Source organism: Pseudomonas sp. F9001 (assembly GCF_013385435.1).
Classification (GTDB): Bacteria; Pseudomonadota; Gammaproteobacteria; order Pseudomonadales; family Pseudomonadaceae; genus Aquipseudomonas.
This window is the reverse complement of sequence record NZ_JACAPX010000041.1, coordinates 17,578-36,929: the sequence shown is the minus strand read 5'-3', so window position 1 is coordinate 36,929 and position 19,352 is coordinate 17,578. Positions and strand designations below refer to the sequence as shown.

The following is a 19,352-nucleotide window of genomic DNA, read 5'->3' as shown; positions in this document are numbered from 1 at the left end:
GATTTTGTGTAACGCCGGCTTTCGCCCATAATCGTTCTTTTTTGCAGAACCCGAACCCCGCAGGAGCCCCATGGAGCAATTTCGCAATATCGGCATTATCGGTCGCCTGGGCAGTACCCAGGTGCTGGACACCGTCCGCCGACTGAAAAAGTTTCTGCTCGAGCGCCACCTGCACGTGATCCTCGAAGACACCATCGCTGAAATCCTCCCGGGCCATGGCCTGCAGACCTCGTCGCGCAAGATGCTCGGTGAAGTCTGCGACATGGTGATCGTGGTGGGCGGCGACGGCAGCCTGCTGGGCGCCGCCCGGGCGCTGGCGCGGCATAACGTGCCGGTGCTGGGGATCAACCGCGGAAGCCTGGGGTTCCTCACCGATATTCGCCCCGACGAGCTGGAAGTCGAAGTGGCCAAGGTGCTGGACGGCCATTACCTGGTGGAAAACCGCTTCCTGCTGCAAGCCGAAGTGCGCCGCCACGGCGAAGCCATCGGCCAGGGCGACGCCCTCAACGATGTGGTGCTGCACCCCGGCAAGTCGACGCGGATGATCGAGTTCGAGTTGTACATCGACGGCCAGTTCGTGTGCAGCCAGAAGGCCGACGGCCTGATCGTCGCCACGCCGACCGGGTCCACGGCCTACGCGCTGTCGGCCGGTGGGCCGATCATGCATCCCAAGCTGGATGCCATTGTGATCGTGCCGATGTATCCCCATATGTTGTCCAGCAGGCCTATCGTGGTCGACGGCAACAGTGAGCTGAAAATCGTGGTGTCAAAAGACATGCAGATCTACCCGCAAGTCTCCTGCGACGGGCAGAACCATTTCACCTGCGCCCCCGGTGACACCATCACCGTGAGCAAAAAGGCACAGAAGTTGCGATTGATCCACCCGCTGGACCACAACTACTACGAAGTGTGCCGGACCAAGCTGGGCTGGGGCAGCCGCTTGGGGGGTGGAGGCGACTGATGCTCGATCCCGCGCGTAGCTACGACCTGATTGGTGACGTGCACGGTTGCGCTCATACCCTTGAGCACTTGCTCGACCGGTTGGGTTACCACAAGCAGGGCGGTACCTGGCGGCATCCGTCGCGAATGGCCGTGTTCCTCGGCGATATCATCGACCGTGGCCCGCGCATTCGCGAGGCGCTGCATATCGTCCACGACATGACCGAGGCCGGCCAGGCGCTGTGCATCATGGGCAACCATGAGTTCAACGCGCTGGGCTGGAGCACGCCCGCCGCCCCAGGCAGCGGCAAGCAGTTTGTGCGCGAGCACACGCCACGCCACGCGCGGTTGATCCACGAGACCCTGACCCAGTTCGAACAGCACCCGGCAGACTGGCACGATTTCCTCGGCTGGTTCTATGACATGCCGCTGTTTGTCGACGCCGGGCGATTCCGCGTAGTGCACGCTTGCTGGGACAACGGCTTTATCGAGCCCCTGCGCGCGCATTTCCCGGATGGCTGCATCGACGAACACTTCCTGCAAGCCGCCGCCGTGCCCGGCAGTTTCGCCAGCAATGCCTTCGACCGCCTGTTGCGCGGTACCGACATGCGCCTGCCGGACGGCTTGACCCTGACCGGCGGCGACGGCCTGACGCGCTCGTTCTTCCGTACCAAGTTCTGGGAAGACGACCCGAAGACCTACGGCGATATCGTGTTCCAGCCCGATGCGCTGCCGGAACCTGTGGCCGCCACGCCGCTGTCGTCCACTGAAAAGAATTCCCTGCTGCGCTACGGCGTCGACGAGCCATTGCTGTTCGTCGGCCACTACTGGCGCAGCGGCAAACCGGCGCCGATCCGCCCGAACCTGGCCTGCCTGGACTACAGCGCGGTGCTGTACGGCAAGCTGGTGGCGTACCGGCTGGATCAGGAAACCCGCCTGGACCCGCGTAAATTTGTTTGGGTCGATGTCGAGCGCCCTGAGGTTATTTCATGAGTACCGTTGCTGTATTACGCCTGCCGCTGGCGGTGGATTTGAGTGGTTTCGTCAAGCTTCTGCAACGCATGCAAGTGCCCCATCGCGTCAGCGAAGAAGCCGGGGAGCAGGTGCTGTGGGTGCCTGACTCCATCAGTGAAGACGTGAAGGTCCTGTACCAGCGCTTTCCGGCCGGTGACCCGGACCAGCAACTGGACATTCCCGAGCAGGCGACGTCGACCAGGCGTCCCGGGTTTGCCCAGCAGCTTCGCCACAGCCCGGTGACCGCGTTGGTGTTGCTGCTGAGCATCATCGTCGGCGCCGTTACGTTGCTGGGGGATAACCTGCAAGCCATGAGCTGGCTGACGTTCCTGCCGTTCAGCGTGGCAGGCGAGTACATCCGTTTCACGCCATTGACCGACAGCCTGGCGTCGGGACAGTGGTGGCGCCTCGTCACGCCGATGTTGATCCACTTCGGCATCCTGCACCTGGCCATGAACGGCATGTGGTACTGGGAGCTGGGGCGGCGCATCGAGTTGCGCCAGGGCAGCATCAACCTGCTGGGCCTGACCCTGCTGTTCAGCCTGGTGTCGAACTACGCTCAATACTATTTTGGTGGTCCCGGCCTGTTTGGCGGGTTGTCCGGCGTGCTGTATGGCTTGCTCGGGCATTGCTGGATCTATCAGTGGGTGTCGCCGAATCCGGTGTATCGCCTGCCTCGCGGGGTGTTGGTGATGATGCTGGTGTGGCTGGTGCTGTGCCTGTCGGGCCTGGTCTCGATGATCGGCTTCGGCGAAATCGCCAACGCGGCCCACGTGGGTGGCCTGGTGATGGGTTGCCTGACCGGTTTGTTGGGTGGCTTGTACAGCCGCCGCAAAATGTCTCCTATTTAGTTAAGGAAGAGTCTTATGTCCTCTTTTGTCGAAATGATCGAAAACATCACCCCGGACATCTACGAGAGCCTCAAGCTCGCCGTGGAAATCGGCAAATGGTCCGATGGCCGCAAGCTCACCGCCGAGCAGCGTGAATTGTCGTTGCAGGCGGTGATCGCCTGGGAACTGCAGAACCTGCCGGAAGACCAGCGCACCGGCTACATGGGCCCGCAGGAATGCGCCTCGAAGTCGGCGCCGGTGCCGAACATCCTGTTCAAGTCGGATGCCATCCATTGATTGAGATTGGCCGTGGTGCAGTCAGCAAGATGTCGGCGCAGTTGGGTGAGCCGACCGTTCAATACGCGTTTCGCCTGGGCGACACCGAGGTGCCGGTCAATCCATTGATCGGCACTACCGTGCGCCTGGAATACCTCGGTGCGATCCATTGCACCCATTGCGGTCGCAAGACCAAGACCAGTTTCAGCCAGGGTTACTGCTACCCGTGCATGACCAAACTGGCCCAGTGCGACCTGTGCATCATGAGCCCCGAGCGCTGCCATTACGACGCCGGCACCTGCCGCGATCCGGCCTGGGGTGAAAAATTCTGCATGACCGACCACGTGGTGTACCTGGCGAACTCGTCGGGGATCAAGGTCGGCATCACCCGCGCCAGCCAGCTGCCGACCCGCTGGCTCGACCAGGGTGCCAGCCAGGCGCTGCCGATCATGCGCGTTGCCACGCGCCAGCAGTCGGGCTTCGTCGAAGACCTGTTCCGCAGCCAGGTGGCCGACAAGACCAACTGGCGCGCGTTGCTCAAGGGCGATGCCCAGGCCGTCGACCTTGCGCAGGTGCGCGACGAACTGTTCGCCAGCTGTGCCGAAGGCATGCTCGGTTTGCAGGAACGCTTTGGCCTGCAGGCCATCCAACCGGTGACCGACATCGAACCGATCGAAATCCGCTACCCGATCGAGCAGTATCCGACCAAGATCGTCAGCTTCAACCTGGACAAGAACCCGATTGCCGAAGGCACGCTGATGGGGATCAAGGGCCAATACCTGATCTTCGATACCGGCGTGATCAATATTCGTAAATACACGGCCTACCAGCTCGCCGTGCATCAGTAGAAGGACGACAGACATGCGCACCGAACAGCCGAAGATGATTTACCTGAAGGACTATCAGGCGCCGGACTACCTGATCGACGAGACGCACCTGACCTTCGAGTTGTTCGAGGATCATAGCCTGGTCCACGCGCAGCTGGTGATGCGCCGCAACCCCGAGCGCGGCGCCGGCTTGCCGCCGCTGGTGCTGGACGGGCAGCAGTTGGAGCTGCTGTCGGTGAACCTGGCCGACCAGGAACTGACCGACGCCGACTACCAGTTGAGCGACAGCCACCTGACCGTGCACCCCACCAGCGCGACCTTCACCCTCGACACCACGGTGAAGATCCACCCGGAAACCAATACCGCCCTGGAAGGCCTGTACAAATCCGGCGGCATGTTCTGCACCCAGTGCGAGGCCGAGGGTTTCCGCAAGATCACCTATTACCTCGACCGTCCGGACGTGATGAGCGTGTTCACCACCACGGTGATCGCCGAGCAACACAGCTACCCGGTGTTGCTGTCCAACGGCAACCCGATTGCTTCCGGCCCTGGCGAAGACGGCCGGCACTGGGCGACCTGGGAAGATCCGTTCAAGAAGCCGGCGTACCTGTTTGCACTGGTGGCCGGTGATTTGTGGTGTGTCGAAGACACCTTCACCACCATGACCGAGCGCACCGTGGCGCTGCGTATCTATGTCGAGCCGGAAAACATCGACAAGTGCCAGCACGCCATGAACAGCCTGAAGAAATCCATGCGCTGGGACGAGGAAGTCTATGGCCGTGAGTACGACCTCGACATTTTCATGATCGTCGCGGTCAACGACTTCAACATGGGCGCCATGGAAAACAAGGGCCTCAACATCTTCAACTCCAGCGCCGTGCTGGCCCGTGCCGAAACCGCCACCGACGCCGCGCACCAGCGAGTCGAGGCGATCGTTGCCCACGAATACTTCCACAACTGGTCGGGCAACCGCGTGACTTGCCGCGACTGGTTCCAGCTGTCGCTGAAGGAAGGCTTCACGGTATTCCGTGATTCGCAGTTCTCTGCCGACATGAACTCGGCCACCGTCAAGCGCATCCAGGACGTGGCTTATCTGCGCACTCACCAGTTCGCCGAAGATGCCGGTCCCATGGCCCACGCGGTACGTCCGGACGGCTTTATCGAGATCTCCAACTTCTACACCCTGACCGTGTACGAAAAGGGCTCGGAAGTCGTCCGTATGATCCAAACCTTGCTTGGCGCCGAAGGGTTCCGCAAAGGCAGCGACCTGTACTTCGAACGCCACGACGGCCAGGCTGTGACCTGCGATGACTTCATCAAGGCCATGGAAGACGCCAACGGCGCTGACCTGACCCAGTTCAAGCGCTGGTACAGCCAGGCCGGTACGCCACGCCTGGCGGTGAGCGAGTCCTACGACGCGGTGGCTAAAACCTACAGCCTGACCTTCCGTCAAAGCTGCCCGGAAACCCCGGACAAGGTGGAAAAACTGCCGTTCGTGATTCCGGTTGAGCTGGGCCTGCTGGACGGGAAAGGCGCGGGCATCGCCTTGCGCCTGGCCGGTGAAACCGCTGCCGGCGCCACGTCCCGCGTGATCTCGGTGACCGAAGCCGAACAGACCTTCACCTTTGTCGACATCGCCGAGCACCCGCTGCCGTCGCTGCTGCGTGGCTTCTCGGCGCCGGTGAAGCTGAGCTTCCCGTATAACCGCGACCAACTGATGTTCCTGATGCAGCACGACAGCGATGGCTTCAATCGCTGGGACGCCGGCCAGCAGCTGTCGGTGCAGGTGTTGCAGGAGCTGATCGCCCAACATCAGCAGGGCAAGGCGCTGGTGCTGGATCAACGCCTGATCACTGCACTGCGCAGCGTATTGAGCGACGAAAGCCTGGACCAGGCGATGGTCGCCGAGATGCTCTCGCTGCCGAGCGAAGCCTACCTGACCGAAATCAGCGACGTGGCGGATGTCGACGCCATCCACGCGGCCCGCGAGTTTGCTCGCAAGCAGTTGGCCGACAACCTGTTCGAAGGCCTGTGGCTGCGTTACCAGGCCAATCGCGACCTGTCGAAGAAAACCCCGTACGTGGCCGAGGCGGAACACTTTGCCCGTCGCGCCTTGCAGAACATTGCGCTGTCGTACCTGATGCTCAGCGGCAAGCCGGAAGTGCTGGCGGCGACCCTTGAACAGTTCGACGCGTGCGACAACATGACCGAGCGCCTGACGGCCCTGGCGGTGCTGGTCAACTCGCCGTTCGAAGAAGAAAAAGCCAAGGCGCTGGCGGTGTTTGCCGAGAACTTCAAGGACAACCCGCTGGTCATGGACCAGTGGTTCAGCGTGCAGGCGGGCAGTGGTTTGCCGGGCGCGCTGGAGCGGGTCAAGACATTGATGCAGCACCCTGCGTTCAACATCAAGAACCCGAACAAGGTGCGGGCACTGGTGGGCGCGTTTGCCGGGCAGAACCTGATCAACTTCCACGCGGCAGATGGTTCGGGTTATCGGTTCCTGGCGGACCTGGTGATCCAGTTGAATGGCTTCAACCCCCAGATTGCTTCGCGGCAATTGGCGCCGTTGACCCGCTGGCGCAAGTACGACAGCGTGCGGCAGGCGCTGATGAAAGGCGAACTGGAGCGGATTCGCGCTTCGGGCGAGCTGTCCAGCGATGTGTTTGAAGTGGTGAGCAAAAGCCTCGCTTAACTGAGGCTGAGTACTGCATCTGTGGCGAGGGAGCTTGCTCCCGCTGGAGTGCGCAGCGCTCCCAAGATTTTGGGGCCGCTACGCAGCCCAGCGGGAGCAAGCTCCCTCGCCACTACGGGTCTTAGATAACCGGCGGCCAGCGCAGGTCTTGGGCATCATCGTCCGTATAACGTGGGAAGCGCTCCGCGATCATCTCGTGGGGCACGCCCAGCGGTATCGCGCTGGCAGCATCCAGGCGGGCCACTTGCTCAGCCGAGAGTTGCACACTCAACGCACCCAGGGTGCCGTCCAGTTGTTCGCGGGTACGCGGCCCCAGGATCGGGATCAGCGCGGTGGTAGAACGACGGGCCTTTTCCCGCAGCCAGGCGATGGCGATGTGAGTTGGCGTGGCGTCCAGTTCACCGGCAACCGCCAGCAGGGTGTCGAGCACTGCCGTTTCCCGTGCGCTTTTTTCAGCGTGGACCAAAATCCCCAGCTTGCTGGCGCGGGTATCGTCCTGGCTGTTGCGGTACTTCCCGGTCAGAAAACCACCCCCCAGCGGTGACCATAAAGTCGCGGCCAGGCCCAGGGCCTCGGCCATGGGCAGCAGCTCGCGGTCAGCGGTGCGTTCGGCCAGGCTGTATTCGGTCTGGATCGCTACCAGGGGTGCAAAGCCGCGCACTTCAGCGAGCAGGTCGGCGCGGGCAATGCGCCAGGCGGGGAAGTTGGACAGCCCGGCGTAGTGGATCTTGCCGGCACGCACCAGGTCATCAAAACCCCGCAGGATCTCTTCCATCGGCGTGACGTTGTCGCTGATATGCGCCCAGAACAGGTCGATGTGGTCGGTGTTCAAGCGTTTCAGGCTTTCTTCGACGGCGCGCACCATGTTCTTGCGGTTGTTGCCAAGCTTGAGGGTGCCTTCGTCTTGAGGCTGGGTGCGCAGGGTGTATTTGCTGGCGATCACCAGGCGGTCGCGTTCCGAGGCAATGAACTCGCCGAGCAGCACTTCCGATTGGCCGAACTGGTAGCCGTTGGCAGTATCGAGGAAGTTTCCGCCGGCCTCCAGATAACCGTCGTAGATTCGCTTGGACTCGTCGCGCTCGGCGCCGTGGCCCCAGCCTGTGCCGAAATTGGCGGTACCCAGGGCCAGCTCTGAAACCCGCAGGCCGCTGCGACGGCCAAAGACTTTATTGCGCATACCGAAACTCCTGACGCTGTGGTTGGTTTAAATGTTTCGCAACATCTATTAAATATGATGCGAGTCATATATTTCGTCAAGGGGCTTTTTTGGCGGCTGAAGGGAAGGGTGCCTGCTCCTGACACTTTCTGACGGAGGCCTCTGCTAAGCTGCGCCACCTTTCTTTTTCGAGCATGATCAACGTGTCGCGTACCAGTCGTCTGTTGACCTTGTTGCAAGTCCTGCGGGGCAAAAAGCGCCCGGTGACGGCCGCCGTGCTGGCGGCAGAACTGGAGATTTCCGAGCGCACGCTGTACCGCGATATCGCCGAACTGACCGCGTTGGGCGCACCGATCTACGGCGAGGCGGGCGTGGGCTATGTGCTGCGTGCGGGCCTGTTCCTGCCGCCGCTGATGCTCAATGCCGACGAGACCGAAGCCATCGTGCTGGGCTTGCGGTATGTCGACCAGCGCGGTGATGACGTACTGAGCCAGGCGGCGGCCAATGCGCTTGCAAAGATCGCCGACGTGCTTGACCCGGCTGCCCAGGAAGCCTTGCGCAATCCGACGGTGCTGCCGGGCCCGCCAGGCTTCGGCTACCCGGAAAACCGCGTGCCGTTGAATGTGTTCCGCGAGGCCATTCGCGGCCAGGCCAAGCTGCACATCGACTACGCCGATGCCAGCCAGACCGCCAGCCAGCGCCTGATCTGGCCCCTGGCCCTGGGCTTTCTCAACGAAGTGCGGGTGATCGTCGCGTGGTGTGAATTGCGTGGGGCCTATCGCACCTTCCGCACCGACCGAGTGGCCGCCGCGCGCCTGCAAGGTGAACGTTATCCTGGCCGCCGCAGCGACTGGTTGCGGGGCTGGCGCAAGCTGATGGAACAGAACGAATCCGGGCCGTTCACTCCTGACAAGAACTGACACAACGCTGCTTTAGGATGGCTCCATAAATCACTAAAAAGGAGCTGTCACCATGTCCCAACCCACCCCTGAACTGGCTCCGGCTATTGCAACCTACATTGCCGCGGCGAATGCCGGCGACACCTCGCTGGTGGCCGACTGTTTCGCCGAAGATGCCAACGTGTTCGACGAAGGCGAGCACCGGGTCGGTACCGCCGCCATCGCCCGCTGGATGGAAGACACCGGGCGTCGTTACCAGCCCAGGGTCCAGGTGCTGAATGTGCAGCACCGCACGGGCAAGGTGCTGGTCAGCAACCTGATCACCGGCAGCTTTCCCGGCAGCCCGCTGGAGCTGCGCTATACCTTCCGCCTCAATGAACACGGCAAGATTGCCCGATTGGATATTTCCCTGTAGCCATCATGGCATACTGACGGGCATGACTTTCGACTCGCCACTTGCCGCCTATCAGCACGCCATCACCGAACAGGGTTTTGTCCCCGACGACGCCCAGCGCGAGGCGGTGCAAGCCCTGCAGGACTGCCATCAGGCCTTGCACCACGGCCCTGGGCCCATCACTGGGGTGTACCTGTGGGGCCCGGTCGGCCGGGGCAAGACCTGGCTGATGGACCAGTTCTACCAAAGCCTGGGAGTGCCAGCGCGGCGCCAGCATTTTCATCACTTCATGGGCTGGGTGCACCAGCGTTCATTCCAGCTCACGGGCACCCACGATCCCTTGCAGGCCCTGGCCCGCGAACTGAGCCGGGAAGTGCGGGTGCTGTGTTTCGATGAGTTGTTTGTCAACGACATTGGTGACGCCATCATCCTCGGCCGGCTGTTCCAGGTGATGTTCGAGGAAGGCGTGGTGATGGTCTGCACGTCCAACCAGCCACCGGACCAGCTGTACGCCGACGGTTTCAACCGGGATCGTTTCCTGCCGGGAATCGAGGCGATCAAACAGCATATGCGGGTGGTGGCAGTCGATGGCGGGGAGGATCATCGGCTGCACCCGGGCACCGCACTGCAGCGTTACTGGGTCGACCAGCCCGACGCGTTGGCCGAGGTGTTTCGCCAGTTGAGCGCCGGGCAGGCATTGAGCAGCGCCCCGGTTGCGGTCGGCTACCGCTCCATCGTGGCAGTGCAGTCCAGTGAAACCGTGCTGTGGTGTTGCTACGCCGACCTGTGTGAGCAGCCGTTGGCGGCGATGGATTTCATGCTGCTGTGTGATCGGTTCAAGGCCATTTTGCTCGGCGAGGTGCCCAACCTCAGCGCGCAAAAGCGCCCGGGACGAATCGCCCGGGGCACCGAAGACGCTGCCGAACGGGTGGACGCCGGGGACCGGGAACTGCCGGAACTGTCGGTGCATGACGACAGCGTCCGGCGTTTCATCGCGCTGGTGGACGAGTGCTACGACCGCAAGGTGCCGCTGTACATCGAGGCACGGGTGCCGCTGGAAAGTCTCTACACCGAGGGTTACCTGGAGTTTCCATTCCGCCGCACCCTGAGCCGCCTGCAGGAGATGCAACTGGCACGGTTTGGCGAGCCTGGCGCGCTTTCACGCGGGCAAATGTAGTTAATCTCCTTCATCTAATGCCTGCACCGCGCTTACAATCGAGCCCTTTTATGGGGACCGAGTCCCTGTCGTACCGTCAACGAGGAAGGAAATGGACAGCGCAGACATCCTGGTGCTGCAAGCCAGCTACACCAATCCGGTACACGCCGAGGCCATTGGCCTGGTGCTCAATCATTACGCCGAAGACCCCATGGGCGGTGGCCACAGCCTGCCGGCCGACCGCTTGCAGCAACTGCCGGCAGAGCTGGCCAAGCGCGCCCACGCGTTCAGTGTGCTGGCCTTTGTCGGCGGTACGCCGGCCGGCCTGGTGAACTGCTTTGAAGGGTTTTCCACCTTTGCCTGCCGCCCGCTGGTCAACGTGCACGACGTGGTGGTGATGGATCAATTCCGTGGCCTGGGGCTGAGTCAGAAGATGCTGCAAAAGGTCGAGGAAATTGCTCGCCAGCGCGGTTGCTGCAAGATCACCCTCGAGGTGCTTGAAGGCAACGCCGTGGCGCAGTCGGCGTATCGAAAGTTTGGGTTTGATGATTCGGTATTTGATCCGCAACATGGCCGGATGTTGTTCTGGAGCAAACCGCTTTAATTAATGTTTATTTAATTAAAGGCAAAAAAAGGCGCCAGCAAGTGGCGCCAAATTGACCTTGGCTATCAGAGCGGAATAGCACAGGTATTGCGGGTAAATCAGCTGTTCGGTGTGTTGGTAGTTTGGTCGGCCGTTGCCGGCTTTTCGGTCTTGCCGTCAGCCATTGCGGTTTGCTGGGCAGCACCGTGAGTCTGTTGCTGAACGAAGGTGAAGTTGTTGTAGAACTCCTTCGAGCGCTCTGAGCCGCCTTCTGCAAAGGCGGCTACGGAAGTCATGGTCATCAGGCCGGCGAGGATAACAGTCGAAAATTTCATGGCAGTGTCTCAGTAAGTGTGTTGGGTCCGCGCGTTGTCATCAGCGGCGGGATGGGGAGACTGTGGGCCAATGATATTAAGTAAGGGTTAACCTCGCGCTGACCGAAAGTTAACGATTTCGTTAACTTCCAATCTTTAGCAGCGATGAATTCAGAGCTTCCAGTCCAGTGCAACGCTGATAGAACGCGGGTCTCCCCAATACACGCCGTTATAGAAGCCGACGCGCTCGTAATATTTTTTATCAAATAGGTTGTTGATATTAAGTGACGCCGACAAGTGGTCATCGAACTCATAGCGCGACATCAGGTTGACCACGGTATAGGCCTGCTGGGTGATCCGGGTGCGCTCCCTGATCAGGGCTCCATTGGTGTCCCGGCCAACCGGGCGATAGGCGAAGTCGTAGAAGTCGCTTTGCCAATTCACCGCGCCGCCGACCGTCAGCGCGTGCCATTCGCCGGGCAGGCGGTAGGCCGTGGACACGCGCAGCAGGTTCAGCGGCAGGTGGGTGTTGTTGCGCTGCTTGTCACCGTTCAGGGAGTGGGTGTAGGTGTATCCGGCGGTCAGGTTCCAGTCGGGGCGCACCTCTCCGGACACCTCTACCTCGAAACCCTGAACCTTGTTGCCTTTGCCGCCGGATGTGAAGAACTGCTCACCGGTCTCCGGATCCGGTGGGGTCAAACTGTCCAGTTCCGCGACGTTGTCCTGTTTGCTCCAGAAGTACGCGGCCGCCAGGTTCAGGCGCTCTTCCAGCAGGCTGCCCTTGATGCCCACTTCATAGTTGCTGCCTACCACCGGCTCCAGGTATTGCTTGCCGGCGTTGCGTTCTTCCTGCGGGTTGAAGATGTCGGTGTAGCTGGCGTAGACGGTGTACTCCGGGGTCAGGTCGTAGAGCAGGCCGGCGTAAGGTGTCCACATGTCGTTGTGGGTCTGGCTGGATTTTGACGTACCGAGGAACTGGTCAGTGTCCCTGTTGTAGTTGTAGGTGGTGCTCTCGATCTCCCAGCTGCCGTAGCGGCTGCCCAATACCGCATGCAGGCGATCGGTCAGGCTCAGGCGGGTGGCCAGGTAGCCGGCCTTTTGGCGGGTGCTGCCTTGTTCGCCCTTGAGGCCGGTGTTGGTGTCGGGGAATTTGCCGATCCCGCCCATGTGTTTCCAATCGTCGATGCTGGTGTAGTCCTTCGGCACCGTACCGCTGCGCAGGTGTGGCGAAGCGTCACGCTGCTCGGACTCGCCGTAACCCACCATCAATTCGTGCTCACGACCCAGCAGGGCATAGGACCCGGACAGGTTCAAGTCGACCACGTCCATTTTCGAGGTGCCGAGCATGTGGCTGGTCCAGGCGGTCATGCCGCTGCGGTCGGCATTCGGGAAGCCTGAGCCGCCGTAATAGACCTTGCCGTCGGTGTCGCTTTCACGGTGGGTATAGGCGGCCTTCAGGTGCCAGTCACCCGCCAGGCGGTGGTCGAGGGTAGCGAAGGTGGTTTCATCTTTCAGCGGCCAGGAACTCCAGTGGGCCGCGATGTTGGCGGAGCGGGGCAGCCTGGCTTTGCTGCCGTCGCTGTTCCAGTAGGGCAAGGTGCCCCACGCGGTGCCCTGCACATGCTTGTTCTGGTAATCGAAGCCCACCGCCAGCACCGTGTCGTCGGTCAGGTCGCCTTCGAGGATGCCGTAGCCGACTTCCCGTTGCAGCGCGTAGTTGTCGCGGTAGGACTGGGTGTCACGGTAGGCGAGCACCGTGCGGCCGCGCAGGCGCCCATCAAACGCCAGGGGGCCGCCAACGTCCAGGTAGCTGTAGTAATTGTCGTGGGAGCCGCCACTGACGCCTGTCTTGGCCTGCCACTGTGCGGTCGGACGTTTGCGCACCATATTGACCGTGGCCGAGGGGTCGCCGGCGCCGGTGGTCAGGCCGGTGGCGCCGCGGACCACTTCGACCCGGTCGTAGATGATGGTGTCGGCATCGGACTTCATGCGGCCGAAGGTGTTGAGCATGCCGTCAATCTGGAAGTTGGTGATGCCGTAGCCGCGCGAGGAATAGCCGACCCGGTCGGAGTCCAGGTGCTGCACCACCACGCCGGTGGTCTGGCGCATCACTTCGGTCAGGGTGTTGAGGTTGAAGTCGTCCATCTGCTGGCGGGTGATCACCGAGACCGACTGCGGGGTTTCCTTGATGGACAGGTTCAGCCGGGTGGCGGTGCCCATTGAGCCTGTGGTGTAGGCACCGGTGTGTTCGGTGTTGGCGCCAAGGCCTTCGGCGGTGATGCTGGTGCTGCCCAGTTCCAGGGCTTTGGCCGGCGCTTGGGATTCCTGGTCGGGGTCGTTTTCGGCCAGCAGGTCCGGGCTCAGCACCACGCTGAAGAGGCCCAGGGTCAAGGTCATGGAACGGGTAATAGGCGCGAACATCGCGGCGAACTCCTTGTCGTCTATGAAAAATGCCATTGGCTCAAAGACGAAAGGAGGCGGGGAACTTTAGCGCTAAACGAGAATAATTATTATCTTTGCGTTGCAGCCAAATCGGGTTTCACCGCATTGCGCGGATGAAACCCGGGCGATTCAAGCTACTTGACGACCACGTTGGCGGCGTCTGGCTTGGGCTTGATCAGGCTGAAATCAATCAGCGGTTTTTGCTGGCGTGCATACGGGTCGCCAATCATCCGTGGCCGAGGCTTGAAGCTGTCACTGACCAGGCTCTTGCTGTGGTCCAGTTCGTCGAAGCTCAACCCGGCCATGTCGGCCCAGGTATGGATTAGCTGCGAGCTGGTGTAAGGGCGCTGCAAGTCACCGGCAAAACTCCAGTCATGGCTTTCACGCCACTTGGGTGATGCGTACGCCATGAACGGAATGGTGTACATCGGTGCCGTCGGCTTGCCTTCGTTGCGGCCCAGGGTGTTGTGGCCGGCCGAATCGAACACGTCTTCGCCGTGGTCGGAAAGGTACAGCAGGAAACCGTTCGGATCGGTCTTGGCGTAGTCCTTGATCAGGCTCGACACCACGAAATCGTTGTACAGCACCGCATTGTCGTAGCTGTTGTAGGTCGGCAACTGTGCGTCGCTGACCCCCTCAGGCACGCCCTGGCGGTCGGTGAACTTGTCGAAGGTCGGCGGGTAGCGGTACTGGTAGCTCATGTGGGTACCCAGCAGGTGCACCACGATGAATTTGCGTTCGGCAGTGTCGGACATGGCCTTGGCAAACGGCTCCAGCACGTCGCCGTCATACTGGCGCGCATTCTGGTTGCGATTGTTGTTCAGGTACACCTGCTCGTCGGCCTGTTCGGAGAAGGTCGTGAGCATGGTGTTGCGCTTGGTCATGGTCTGCTGGTTGGTGATCCAGAAGGTCTTGTAGCCGGCCTGCTTCATCACGCTGACGATGGACGGGGTCTTGAGGTACAGGTCCGGGTTTTCTTCGTCGGCGAAGGTCAGCACCTGTTGCAGCGCCTCGATGGTGTACGGGCGCGGGGTAATGACGTTGTCGAACACCGCCAGTTGGTCCCGCAGCTTGTCCAGTTCCGGCGTGGTGTTGCGCGGGTAGCCATACAGGCTCATGCGCTGGCGGTTGGTGGACTCGCCGATCACCAGCACCAGCGTCGACGGCTGGCCGGCCATGCTGTCCTTGAGGTTGGTCAGGGGCGGGATCTTGCTGGCGCTGGTCAGCATGCCTTGCATGTTATCCAGTTGTTCGGTGTAGCGGCGGTAGGCGACGATCATCTGCCATGGCACTGCCGGCTCGATACGGGTTTCGAAGCGGTCGATGGCCAGTTCCATGGTCTCGCTCTTGGCGATCTGCTTGACCAGCGGGTAGCCGACGATGGCAATCACGATTGCGGCAGCCGCCAGCATGGCCTGGCCACGTGGCAGGTAAACCGGGCGTACGCGGGTCCACAGGAAAACGGCCATGGCGGTGTGGGCAATGAACGCCAGCACGATCCACCAGGCAAAGTATTGGGTGGCGTATTCGCCGGCTTCAGAGATGTTCGACTCGAACATGATGAAGATGACGCTTTGAGAGAATTCCTGCTGGTAGATGAAGAAATAACCCAGGCTGGCCATGGAACAGGCCCACAGCACCACGCCAATCAACCCCGCCACCAGGCGCGCGCGACGCGGGAACAACAGCATCGGCGCCAGCCACAGGGCGCTCATGAAGAATGCCTGGCGGAAACCACTGAAGCCGGAGGTGCCGGTCAGTTGGATCAGCAGTTGGGTAATGCCCGAGAAATACCAGAAGAACAGAAACATCCAGCCGAGGCCGGCCCAATCAAAACCTTTCGCAGACGTAGTGCTGCGTTTGAACATCGCCATCCAGCGCTCCAACCCGATAATTTCAGTGTCAACGCGCAGGGATGCACGCAAACAGAGGGCCTGCGCACGTAGCGCGGCCCTATTCGGCGGGAGTATCGGGAGGGGGATGTGAAAACTTCGTGAGTTATTCCTGAACGGTTCGTTCAGCCCACGTTCAGCAAAGTACGGGCTGGGTGCCGGACGGCTGATTGAGCTGGCCCTGCAAGTGCGAGCGCAGACGCATGACTTCCTGCTGCAGTTGGTCGCGCTCGTTTTTCAACTGGCGCAATTCATCGCGGCGAATGGTGACGTAGAGGGTCTGTGGCGGACGGGTCATGTGTGCAGTGCTCATTGCTTACCTCGCAAATAGCCGGTCTATCGCGGTGCCAGAGCGCTTGAATCGAGGCTCTCGGCAACAGTCGGGGCAATTCTGAATTCTTTTTTTAACGAAGGGAACTTTTTTATTTTTGATGGTCGTTGTGACTTTTAGCCCACTGAAGGCGAAAGGATGGCCACTTTTTGTCATGAAACTATGCCAATCCGCTCTGGACTAACCCTCATTAGCCTCATTGCGCTATAAACTGTGACACACATTTATTCGTAGTAAGGAGCATCAGCACATGCAACTGGGGATTATTGGACTAGGCCGCATGGGTGGCAACATTGCGCGGCGCCTGATGCTCAATGGGCATACCACCGTGGTTTACGACCGCAATGAAGCATTCGTAAAAGGTCTGGCAGGCGAGGGCGCCACGGGCGTTGCTGACCTGGCAGGCCTGGTGGCCGGGCTGCAAAAGCCCCGGGCGATCTGGGTGATGCTGCCGGCAGGCGACCCGACCGAGAACACCATTGAAGAACTGAGCCAACTGCTTGAAGACGGTGATGTGATCATCGACGGCGGCAACACCTTCTATAAGGATGACATCCGTCGGGCCAAGGCCCTGTCGGAAAAAGGCCTGCACTATGTCGACGTCGGCACCTCCGGCGGCGTCTGGGGCCTGGAGCGCGGCTACTGCATGATGATCGGCGGCGACGCCGAGACCGTTAAGCTGCTGGACCCGATCTTCGAAAGCCTGGCACCGGGCCTGGGCACCATCCCGCGTACCAAGGACCGTTCCGCCGCAGCGGACAGCCGTGCCGAGCGCGGCTATATCCACGCAGGGCCTGCCGGTTCCGGGCACTTCGTCAAGATGATCCACAACGGCATCGAGTACGGGATGATGCAGGCCTTCGCCGAAGGTTTCGACATCCTCAAGACCAAGAATTCGGAGAACCTGCCGCAAGACCAGCGCTTCGACCTGAATGTTGCCGATATCGCCGAAGTCTGGCGCCGCGGCAGCGTGGTGTCGTCCTGGCTGCTGGACCTGACCGCCGACGCCCTGGCCACCGATCCGAAGCTCGACGGGTATTCCGGCTCGGTCGCCGACAGTGGCGAAGGCCGCTGGACCATCGAGGCCGCCATGGAACAATCGGTACCGGTTCCGGTGCTGTCGAACTCGCTGTTCGCACGCTTCCGCTCCCGCCAGCAAAGTACCTACGGTGACAAAATGCTTTCTGCCATGCGCTTCGGCTTTGGCGGCCATGTGGAGACTCCCAAAAAATGACCGCCAACGGCAAGAAACCCAAGGCCGAACCCGCTCCGCCCACCACACTGTTTCTGTTTGGTGCCCACGGTGACCTGGTCAAGCGCCTGCTCATGCCGGCGCTGTACAACCTCAGCCGCGACGGGCTGCTGGGCGATGGCTTGCGCATTGTCGGCGTTGATCACAACGCCATCAGCGACGCCGATTTCGCCAAGAAGCTCGAGGACTTCATTCGCACCGAGGCCGCCAGCAAGGTCAAGGGCAATGCCGAGAACGCCCTGGACCCTGCATTGTGGGGACAGTTGGCCAAAGGCATCAGCTACGTCGAGGGTGATTTCCTCGACGACGGCACCTACGCCGATATCGGCAAGAAGATTGCCGACAGCGGTACTGGCAACGCGGTGTTTTACCTCGCCACCGCGCCGCGTTTCTTCGCCGAAGTGGTGCAGCGCCTCGGCGCGGCCGGCTTGCTGGAAGAAACCCCGGAGGCGTTCCGCCGGGTGGTGATCGAAAAGCCGTTCGGCTCCGACCTCGCCACCGCCGAAGCGCTGAACGCCTGCCTGCTCAAGGTGATGAGCGAAAAGCAGATCTACCGCATCGACCATTACCTGGGCAAGGAAACCGTCCAGAACATCCTCATCAGCCGTTTTTCCAATGTGCTGTTCGAGGCGTTCTGGAACAACCACTACATTGACCACGTACAAATCACCGCCGCCGAAACCGTCGGCGTGGAAACCCGTGGCAGCTTCTTCGAACACACCGGCACCCTGCGGGACATGGTGCCCAATCACCTGTTCCAGTTGCTGGCGATGGTCGCCATGGAACCGCCGGCTGCCTTTGGCGCCGACGCAGTGCGGGGCGAGAAGGCCAAGGTGATCGGGGCCATCCGGCCCTGGTCGCTGGAAGACGCACGGGCCAACTCGGTGCGTGGCCAGTACACCTCGGGTGAAGTCGGCGGCAAGCAGTTGCCGGGTTACCGCGAAGAGGCCAATGTTGCGCCAGACAGCAGCACCGAGACCTTCGTTGCCCTCAAGGTGTTGATCGACAACTGGCGTTGGGTGGGGGTGCCGTTTTACCTGCGCACCGGCAAGCGCATGAGCATCCGCGACACCGAGATCATCATCTGCTTCAAGCCGGCGCCTTACGCGCAGTTCCGTGATACCGAGGTCGATGAACTCAAGCCGACGTACCTGAAGATCCAGATCCAGCCGAATGAAGGCATGTGGTTCGACCTGCTGGCGAAAAAGCCCGGGCCGACCCTGGACATGGCCAACGTGGAGCTGGGGTTTGCCTACAAGGACTTCTTCGAGATGCAGCCGTCGACAGGTTACGAAACCCTGATCTACGACTGCATGACTGGCGACCAGACCTTGTTCCAGCGCGCCGACAACATCGAGAACGGCTGGCGTGCGGTGCAGCCTTTTCTCGATGCGTGGAAGCAGGATGACGGCATCCAGGCCTACAAGGCGGGTGAGGACGGCCCGGCGGCGGCTGATGCGTTGCTGGCCCGCGATGGCCGTACCTGGCACAGCCTCGGATGAGTGACTTGCCGAGTCAACCCATCCGTTTTGTGTTGAGTGATATGGATGGCACGTTGCTGCATCCGGATCACAGCCTCAGCCAGCGCACCATTGATACGGTTCGCGCCTTGCGCGCGGCCGGGGTGTTTTTCAGCCTGGCCAGCGGGCGACCGCCCAAGGCCATGCGTCAGCAGGTCGAAGCGCTGGGCATCGATGTGCCGATTGCCGGCTTCAACGGCGGCACGCTGGTCAATCCCGACGGCAGTATTCTGGTGGCGCATCACTTGCCGGCAGAAGCGGCGCTGGTGGCGTTGGCGTTGTTTACGCCGCAGCCGGACGTTGAAGTCTGGCTGTTTGCCGACGGCGACTGGCTGCGTCGCGATCCCGGCGGACCGATGGCGGTTCGCGAAGAGCACGGCCTGGGCTATGGGGCGATCGTGGTGGAGAGCTTCGAGCCGTATCTGGATCGGGTCGACAAGATTGTTGCGGCCAGTACCAATACCCAGCTGCTGATGGAACTCGAGGCGCAGTTGCAGCCCAGGGTCGAGGGATTGGCCCAGGTGTCGCGTTCGCAGCCGGTGTTCCTGGATGTCACCGCCATGAAGGCCAACAAGGGTGAAGCATTGAGAACCCTTGCGGCGCACCTCGGTGTGCCACTGCAACAGACCGCAGCCATCGGTGATGGCGGCAATGACCCGGCGATGTTTCATGTGGCGGGGTTGTCGATTGCCATGGGCCAGGCAGAAGAGGTGGTCAAGCGCCAGGCCAGCGTCGTGACCGGCAGCAATGTCGATGACGGTGCGGCGGAAGCCATCGAGCGGTTTATTCTCTCGGCCTATTGATCGGTAACCACACTAATAAGTAGTCAGCTATG

General features: G+C 61.2%; 18 protein-coding genes. 13 read left to right on the top strand and 5 right to left on the bottom strand.

All coding sequences use genetic code 11. The features are described 5' to 3' along the window. Positions 1-70: 70 nt before the first annotated feature. The 6 genes from HX818_RS28400 to pepN are packed head-to-tail and all read left to right on the top strand — an operon-like array spanning position 71 to position 6,578. Positions 71-961 (top strand): NAD(+) kinase, encoded by an 891-nt coding sequence (locus HX818_RS28400; protein WP_003217892.1) that lies wholly within the window; start codon positions 71-73, stop codon positions 959-961. Further along, complete coding sequence (locus HX818_RS28395) at positions 958-1,932, top strand: metallophosphoesterase (RefSeq protein WP_161635726.1); 975 nt, start codon at positions 958-960, stop codon at positions 1,930-1,932. Before HX818_RS28400 ends, HX818_RS28395 begins: the two co-directional genes overlap by 4 nt. After that, on the top strand, positions 1,929-2,804 hold the full coding sequence (locus tag HX818_RS28390) for a rhomboid family intramembrane serine protease (RefSeq protein ID WP_008431996.1): 876 nt from the start codon (positions 1,929-1,931) through the stop codon (positions 2,802-2,804). The genes HX818_RS28395 and HX818_RS28390 overlap by 4 nt, the downstream gene beginning before the upstream one ends. A gap of 15 nt (positions 2,805-2,819) precedes the next feature. Further along, positions 2,820-3,080 carry a YeaC family protein gene (locus HX818_RS28385; protein WP_003217900.1) on the top strand — a complete coding sequence of 87 codons (261 nt, stop codon included), beginning with the start codon at positions 2,820-2,822 and terminating at the stop codon, positions 3,078-3,080. Beyond that, complete coding sequence (locus tag HX818_RS28380) at positions 3,077-3,907, top strand: DUF2797 domain-containing protein (RefSeq protein WP_003217902.1); 831 nt, start codon at positions 3,077-3,079, stop codon at positions 3,905-3,907. The genes HX818_RS28385 and HX818_RS28380 overlap by 4 nt, the downstream gene beginning before the upstream one ends. A 13-nt stretch (positions 3,908-3,920) precedes the next feature. Continuing rightward, the gene (pepN, locus tag HX818_RS28375; protein ID WP_177021147.1) at positions 3,921-6,578 is read left to right on the top strand and encodes an aminopeptidase N; all 2,658 of its coding nucleotides are present in this window, start codon (positions 3,921-3,923) and stop codon (positions 6,576-6,578) included. Between the two features lie 121 nt (positions 6,579-6,699). Here the strand turns inward: pepN and HX818_RS28370 are convergent, their stop codons facing one another. After that, the gene (locus HX818_RS28370) at positions 6,700-7,755 is read right to left on the bottom strand and encodes an aldo/keto reductase (protein ID WP_008432003.1); all 1,056 of its coding nucleotides are present in this window, start codon (positions 7,753-7,755) and stop codon (positions 6,700-6,702) included. A gap of 182 nt (positions 7,756-7,937) precedes the next feature. On the opposite strand from HX818_RS28370, the gene HX818_RS28365 reads away from it, so the two are divergent. The 4 genes from HX818_RS28365 to HX818_RS28350 all read left to right on the top strand — a co-directional run bounded on the left by HX818_RS28365 (position 7,938) and on the right by HX818_RS28350 (position 10,787). Next, entirely contained in the window at positions 7,938-8,654 is a 717-nt protein-coding gene (locus HX818_RS28365) for a YafY family protein (protein WP_032898885.1), read from the top strand. 52 nt (positions 8,655-8,706) lie between these two features. After that, complete coding sequence (locus HX818_RS28360; RefSeq protein WP_008432007.1) at positions 8,707-9,048, top strand: nuclear transport factor 2 family protein; 342 nt, start codon at positions 8,707-8,709, stop codon at positions 9,046-9,048. A gap of 22 nt (positions 9,049-9,070) precedes the next feature. After that, positions 9,071-10,204 (top strand): cell division protein ZapE, encoded by a 1,134-nt coding sequence (gene zapE, locus HX818_RS28355; RefSeq protein WP_177021146.1) that lies wholly within the window; start codon positions 9,071-9,073, stop codon positions 10,202-10,204. A 91-nt stretch (positions 10,205-10,295) separates the two neighbouring features. Continuing rightward, positions 10,296-10,787, top strand: a complete 492-nt coding sequence (locus tag HX818_RS28350; RefSeq protein WP_008432012.1) for a GNAT family N-acetyltransferase — start codon at positions 10,296-10,298, stop codon at positions 10,785-10,787. Between the two features lie 98 nt (positions 10,788-10,885). On the opposite strand, the gene HX818_RS28345 is transcribed toward HX818_RS28350, so the two are convergent. From HX818_RS28345 to HX818_RS28330, 4 genes are all read right to left on the bottom strand, one after another. After that, a complete protein-coding gene (locus tag HX818_RS28345; protein WP_087694368.1) occupies positions 10,886-11,101 on the bottom strand; it encodes a hypothetical protein in 216 nt (71 codons plus the stop codon). Positions 11,102-11,251: 150 nt separating this feature from the next. After that, positions 11,252-13,501: a TonB-dependent siderophore receptor gene (locus HX818_RS28340; protein WP_177021145.1), complete on the bottom strand. Its 2,250-nt coding sequence runs from the start codon at positions 13,499-13,501 to the stop codon at positions 11,252-11,254. Positions 13,502-13,656: 155 nt separating this feature from the next. Continuing rightward, positions 13,657-15,396, bottom strand: coding sequence for a phosphoethanolamine transferase CptA (locus HX818_RS28335; RefSeq protein WP_008432015.1), 1,740 nt, complete (start codon positions 15,394-15,396; stop codon positions 13,657-13,659). A gap of 154 nt (positions 15,397-15,550) precedes the next feature. Then, a complete protein-coding gene (locus HX818_RS28330) occupies positions 15,551-15,727 on the bottom strand; it encodes a DUF6026 family protein (RefSeq protein ID WP_158660300.1) in 177 nt (58 codons plus the stop codon). 244 nt (positions 15,728-15,971) lie between these two features. Between HX818_RS28330 and gnd the strand changes: the two genes are divergently transcribed. The 3 genes from gnd to HX818_RS28315 are packed head-to-tail and all read left to right on the top strand — an operon-like array spanning position 15,972 to position 19,320. Further along, on the top strand, positions 15,972-16,979 hold the full coding sequence (gnd, locus tag HX818_RS28325) for a phosphogluconate dehydrogenase (NAD(+)-dependent, decarboxylating) (protein WP_256579633.1): 1,008 nt from the start codon (positions 15,972-15,974) through the stop codon (positions 16,977-16,979). Continuing rightward, positions 16,976-18,499 (top strand): glucose-6-phosphate dehydrogenase, encoded by a 1,524-nt coding sequence (zwf, locus tag HX818_RS28320; RefSeq protein WP_177021143.1) that lies wholly within the window; start codon positions 16,976-16,978, stop codon positions 18,497-18,499. Before gnd ends, zwf begins: the two co-directional genes overlap by 4 nt. After that, on the top strand, positions 18,496-19,320 hold the full coding sequence (locus tag HX818_RS28315; protein ID WP_003217930.1) for an HAD family hydrolase: 825 nt from the start codon (positions 18,496-18,498) through the stop codon (positions 19,318-19,320). Before zwf ends, HX818_RS28315 begins: the two co-directional genes overlap by 4 nt. Positions 19,321-19,352 lie beyond the last annotated feature (32 nt).

Excerpts from the sequence above, each read along its gene's own strand:
- HX818_RS28400 (WP_003217892.1), top strand. The coding sequence starts at position 71 with ATGGAGCAATTTCGCAATATCGGCATTATCGGTCGCCTGGGCAGTACC.
- HX818_RS28390 (WP_008431996.1), top strand. The coding sequence starts at position 1,929 with ATGAGTACCGTTGCTGTATTACGCCTGCCGCTGGCGGTGGATTTGAGT.
- HX818_RS28385 (WP_003217900.1), top strand. The coding sequence starts at position 2,820 with ATGTCCTCTTTTGTCGAAATGATCGAAAACATCACCCCGGACATCTAC.
- pepN (WP_177021147.1), top strand. The coding sequence starts at position 3,921 with ATGCGCACCGAACAGCCGAAGATGATTTACCTGAAGGACTATCAGGCG.
- HX818_RS28370 (WP_008432003.1), bottom strand. The coding sequence starts at position 7,755 with ATGCGCAATAAAGTCTTTGGCCGTCGCAGCGGCCTGCGGGTTTCAGAG.
- HX818_RS28360 (WP_008432007.1), top strand. The coding sequence starts at position 8,707 with ATGTCCCAACCCACCCCTGAACTGGCTCCGGCTATTGCAACCTACATT.
- zapE (WP_177021146.1), top strand. The coding sequence starts at position 9,071 with ATGACTTTCGACTCGCCACTTGCCGCCTATCAGCACGCCATCACCGAA.
- HX818_RS28350 (WP_008432012.1), top strand. The coding sequence starts at position 10,296 with ATGGACAGCGCAGACATCCTGGTGCTGCAAGCCAGCTACACCAATCCG.
- HX818_RS28345 (WP_087694368.1), bottom strand. The coding sequence starts at position 11,101 with ATGAAATTTTCGACTGTTATCCTCGCCGGCCTGATGACCATGACTTCC.
- HX818_RS28340 (WP_177021145.1), bottom strand. The coding sequence starts at position 13,501 with ATGTTCGCGCCTATTACCCGTTCCATGACCTTGACCCTGGGCCTCTTC.
- HX818_RS28335 (WP_008432015.1), bottom strand. The coding sequence starts at position 15,396 with ATGGCGATGTTCAAACGCAGCACTACGTCTGCGAAAGGTTTTGATTGG.
- HX818_RS28330 (WP_158660300.1), bottom strand. The coding sequence starts at position 15,727 with ATGAGCACTGCACACATGACCCGTCCGCCACAGACCCTCTACGTCACC.
- zwf (WP_177021143.1), top strand. The coding sequence starts at position 16,976 with ATGACCGCCAACGGCAAGAAACCCAAGGCCGAACCCGCTCCGCCCACC.
- HX818_RS28315 (WP_003217930.1), top strand. The coding sequence starts at position 18,496 with ATGAGTGACTTGCCGAGTCAACCCATCCGTTTTGTGTTGAGTGATATG.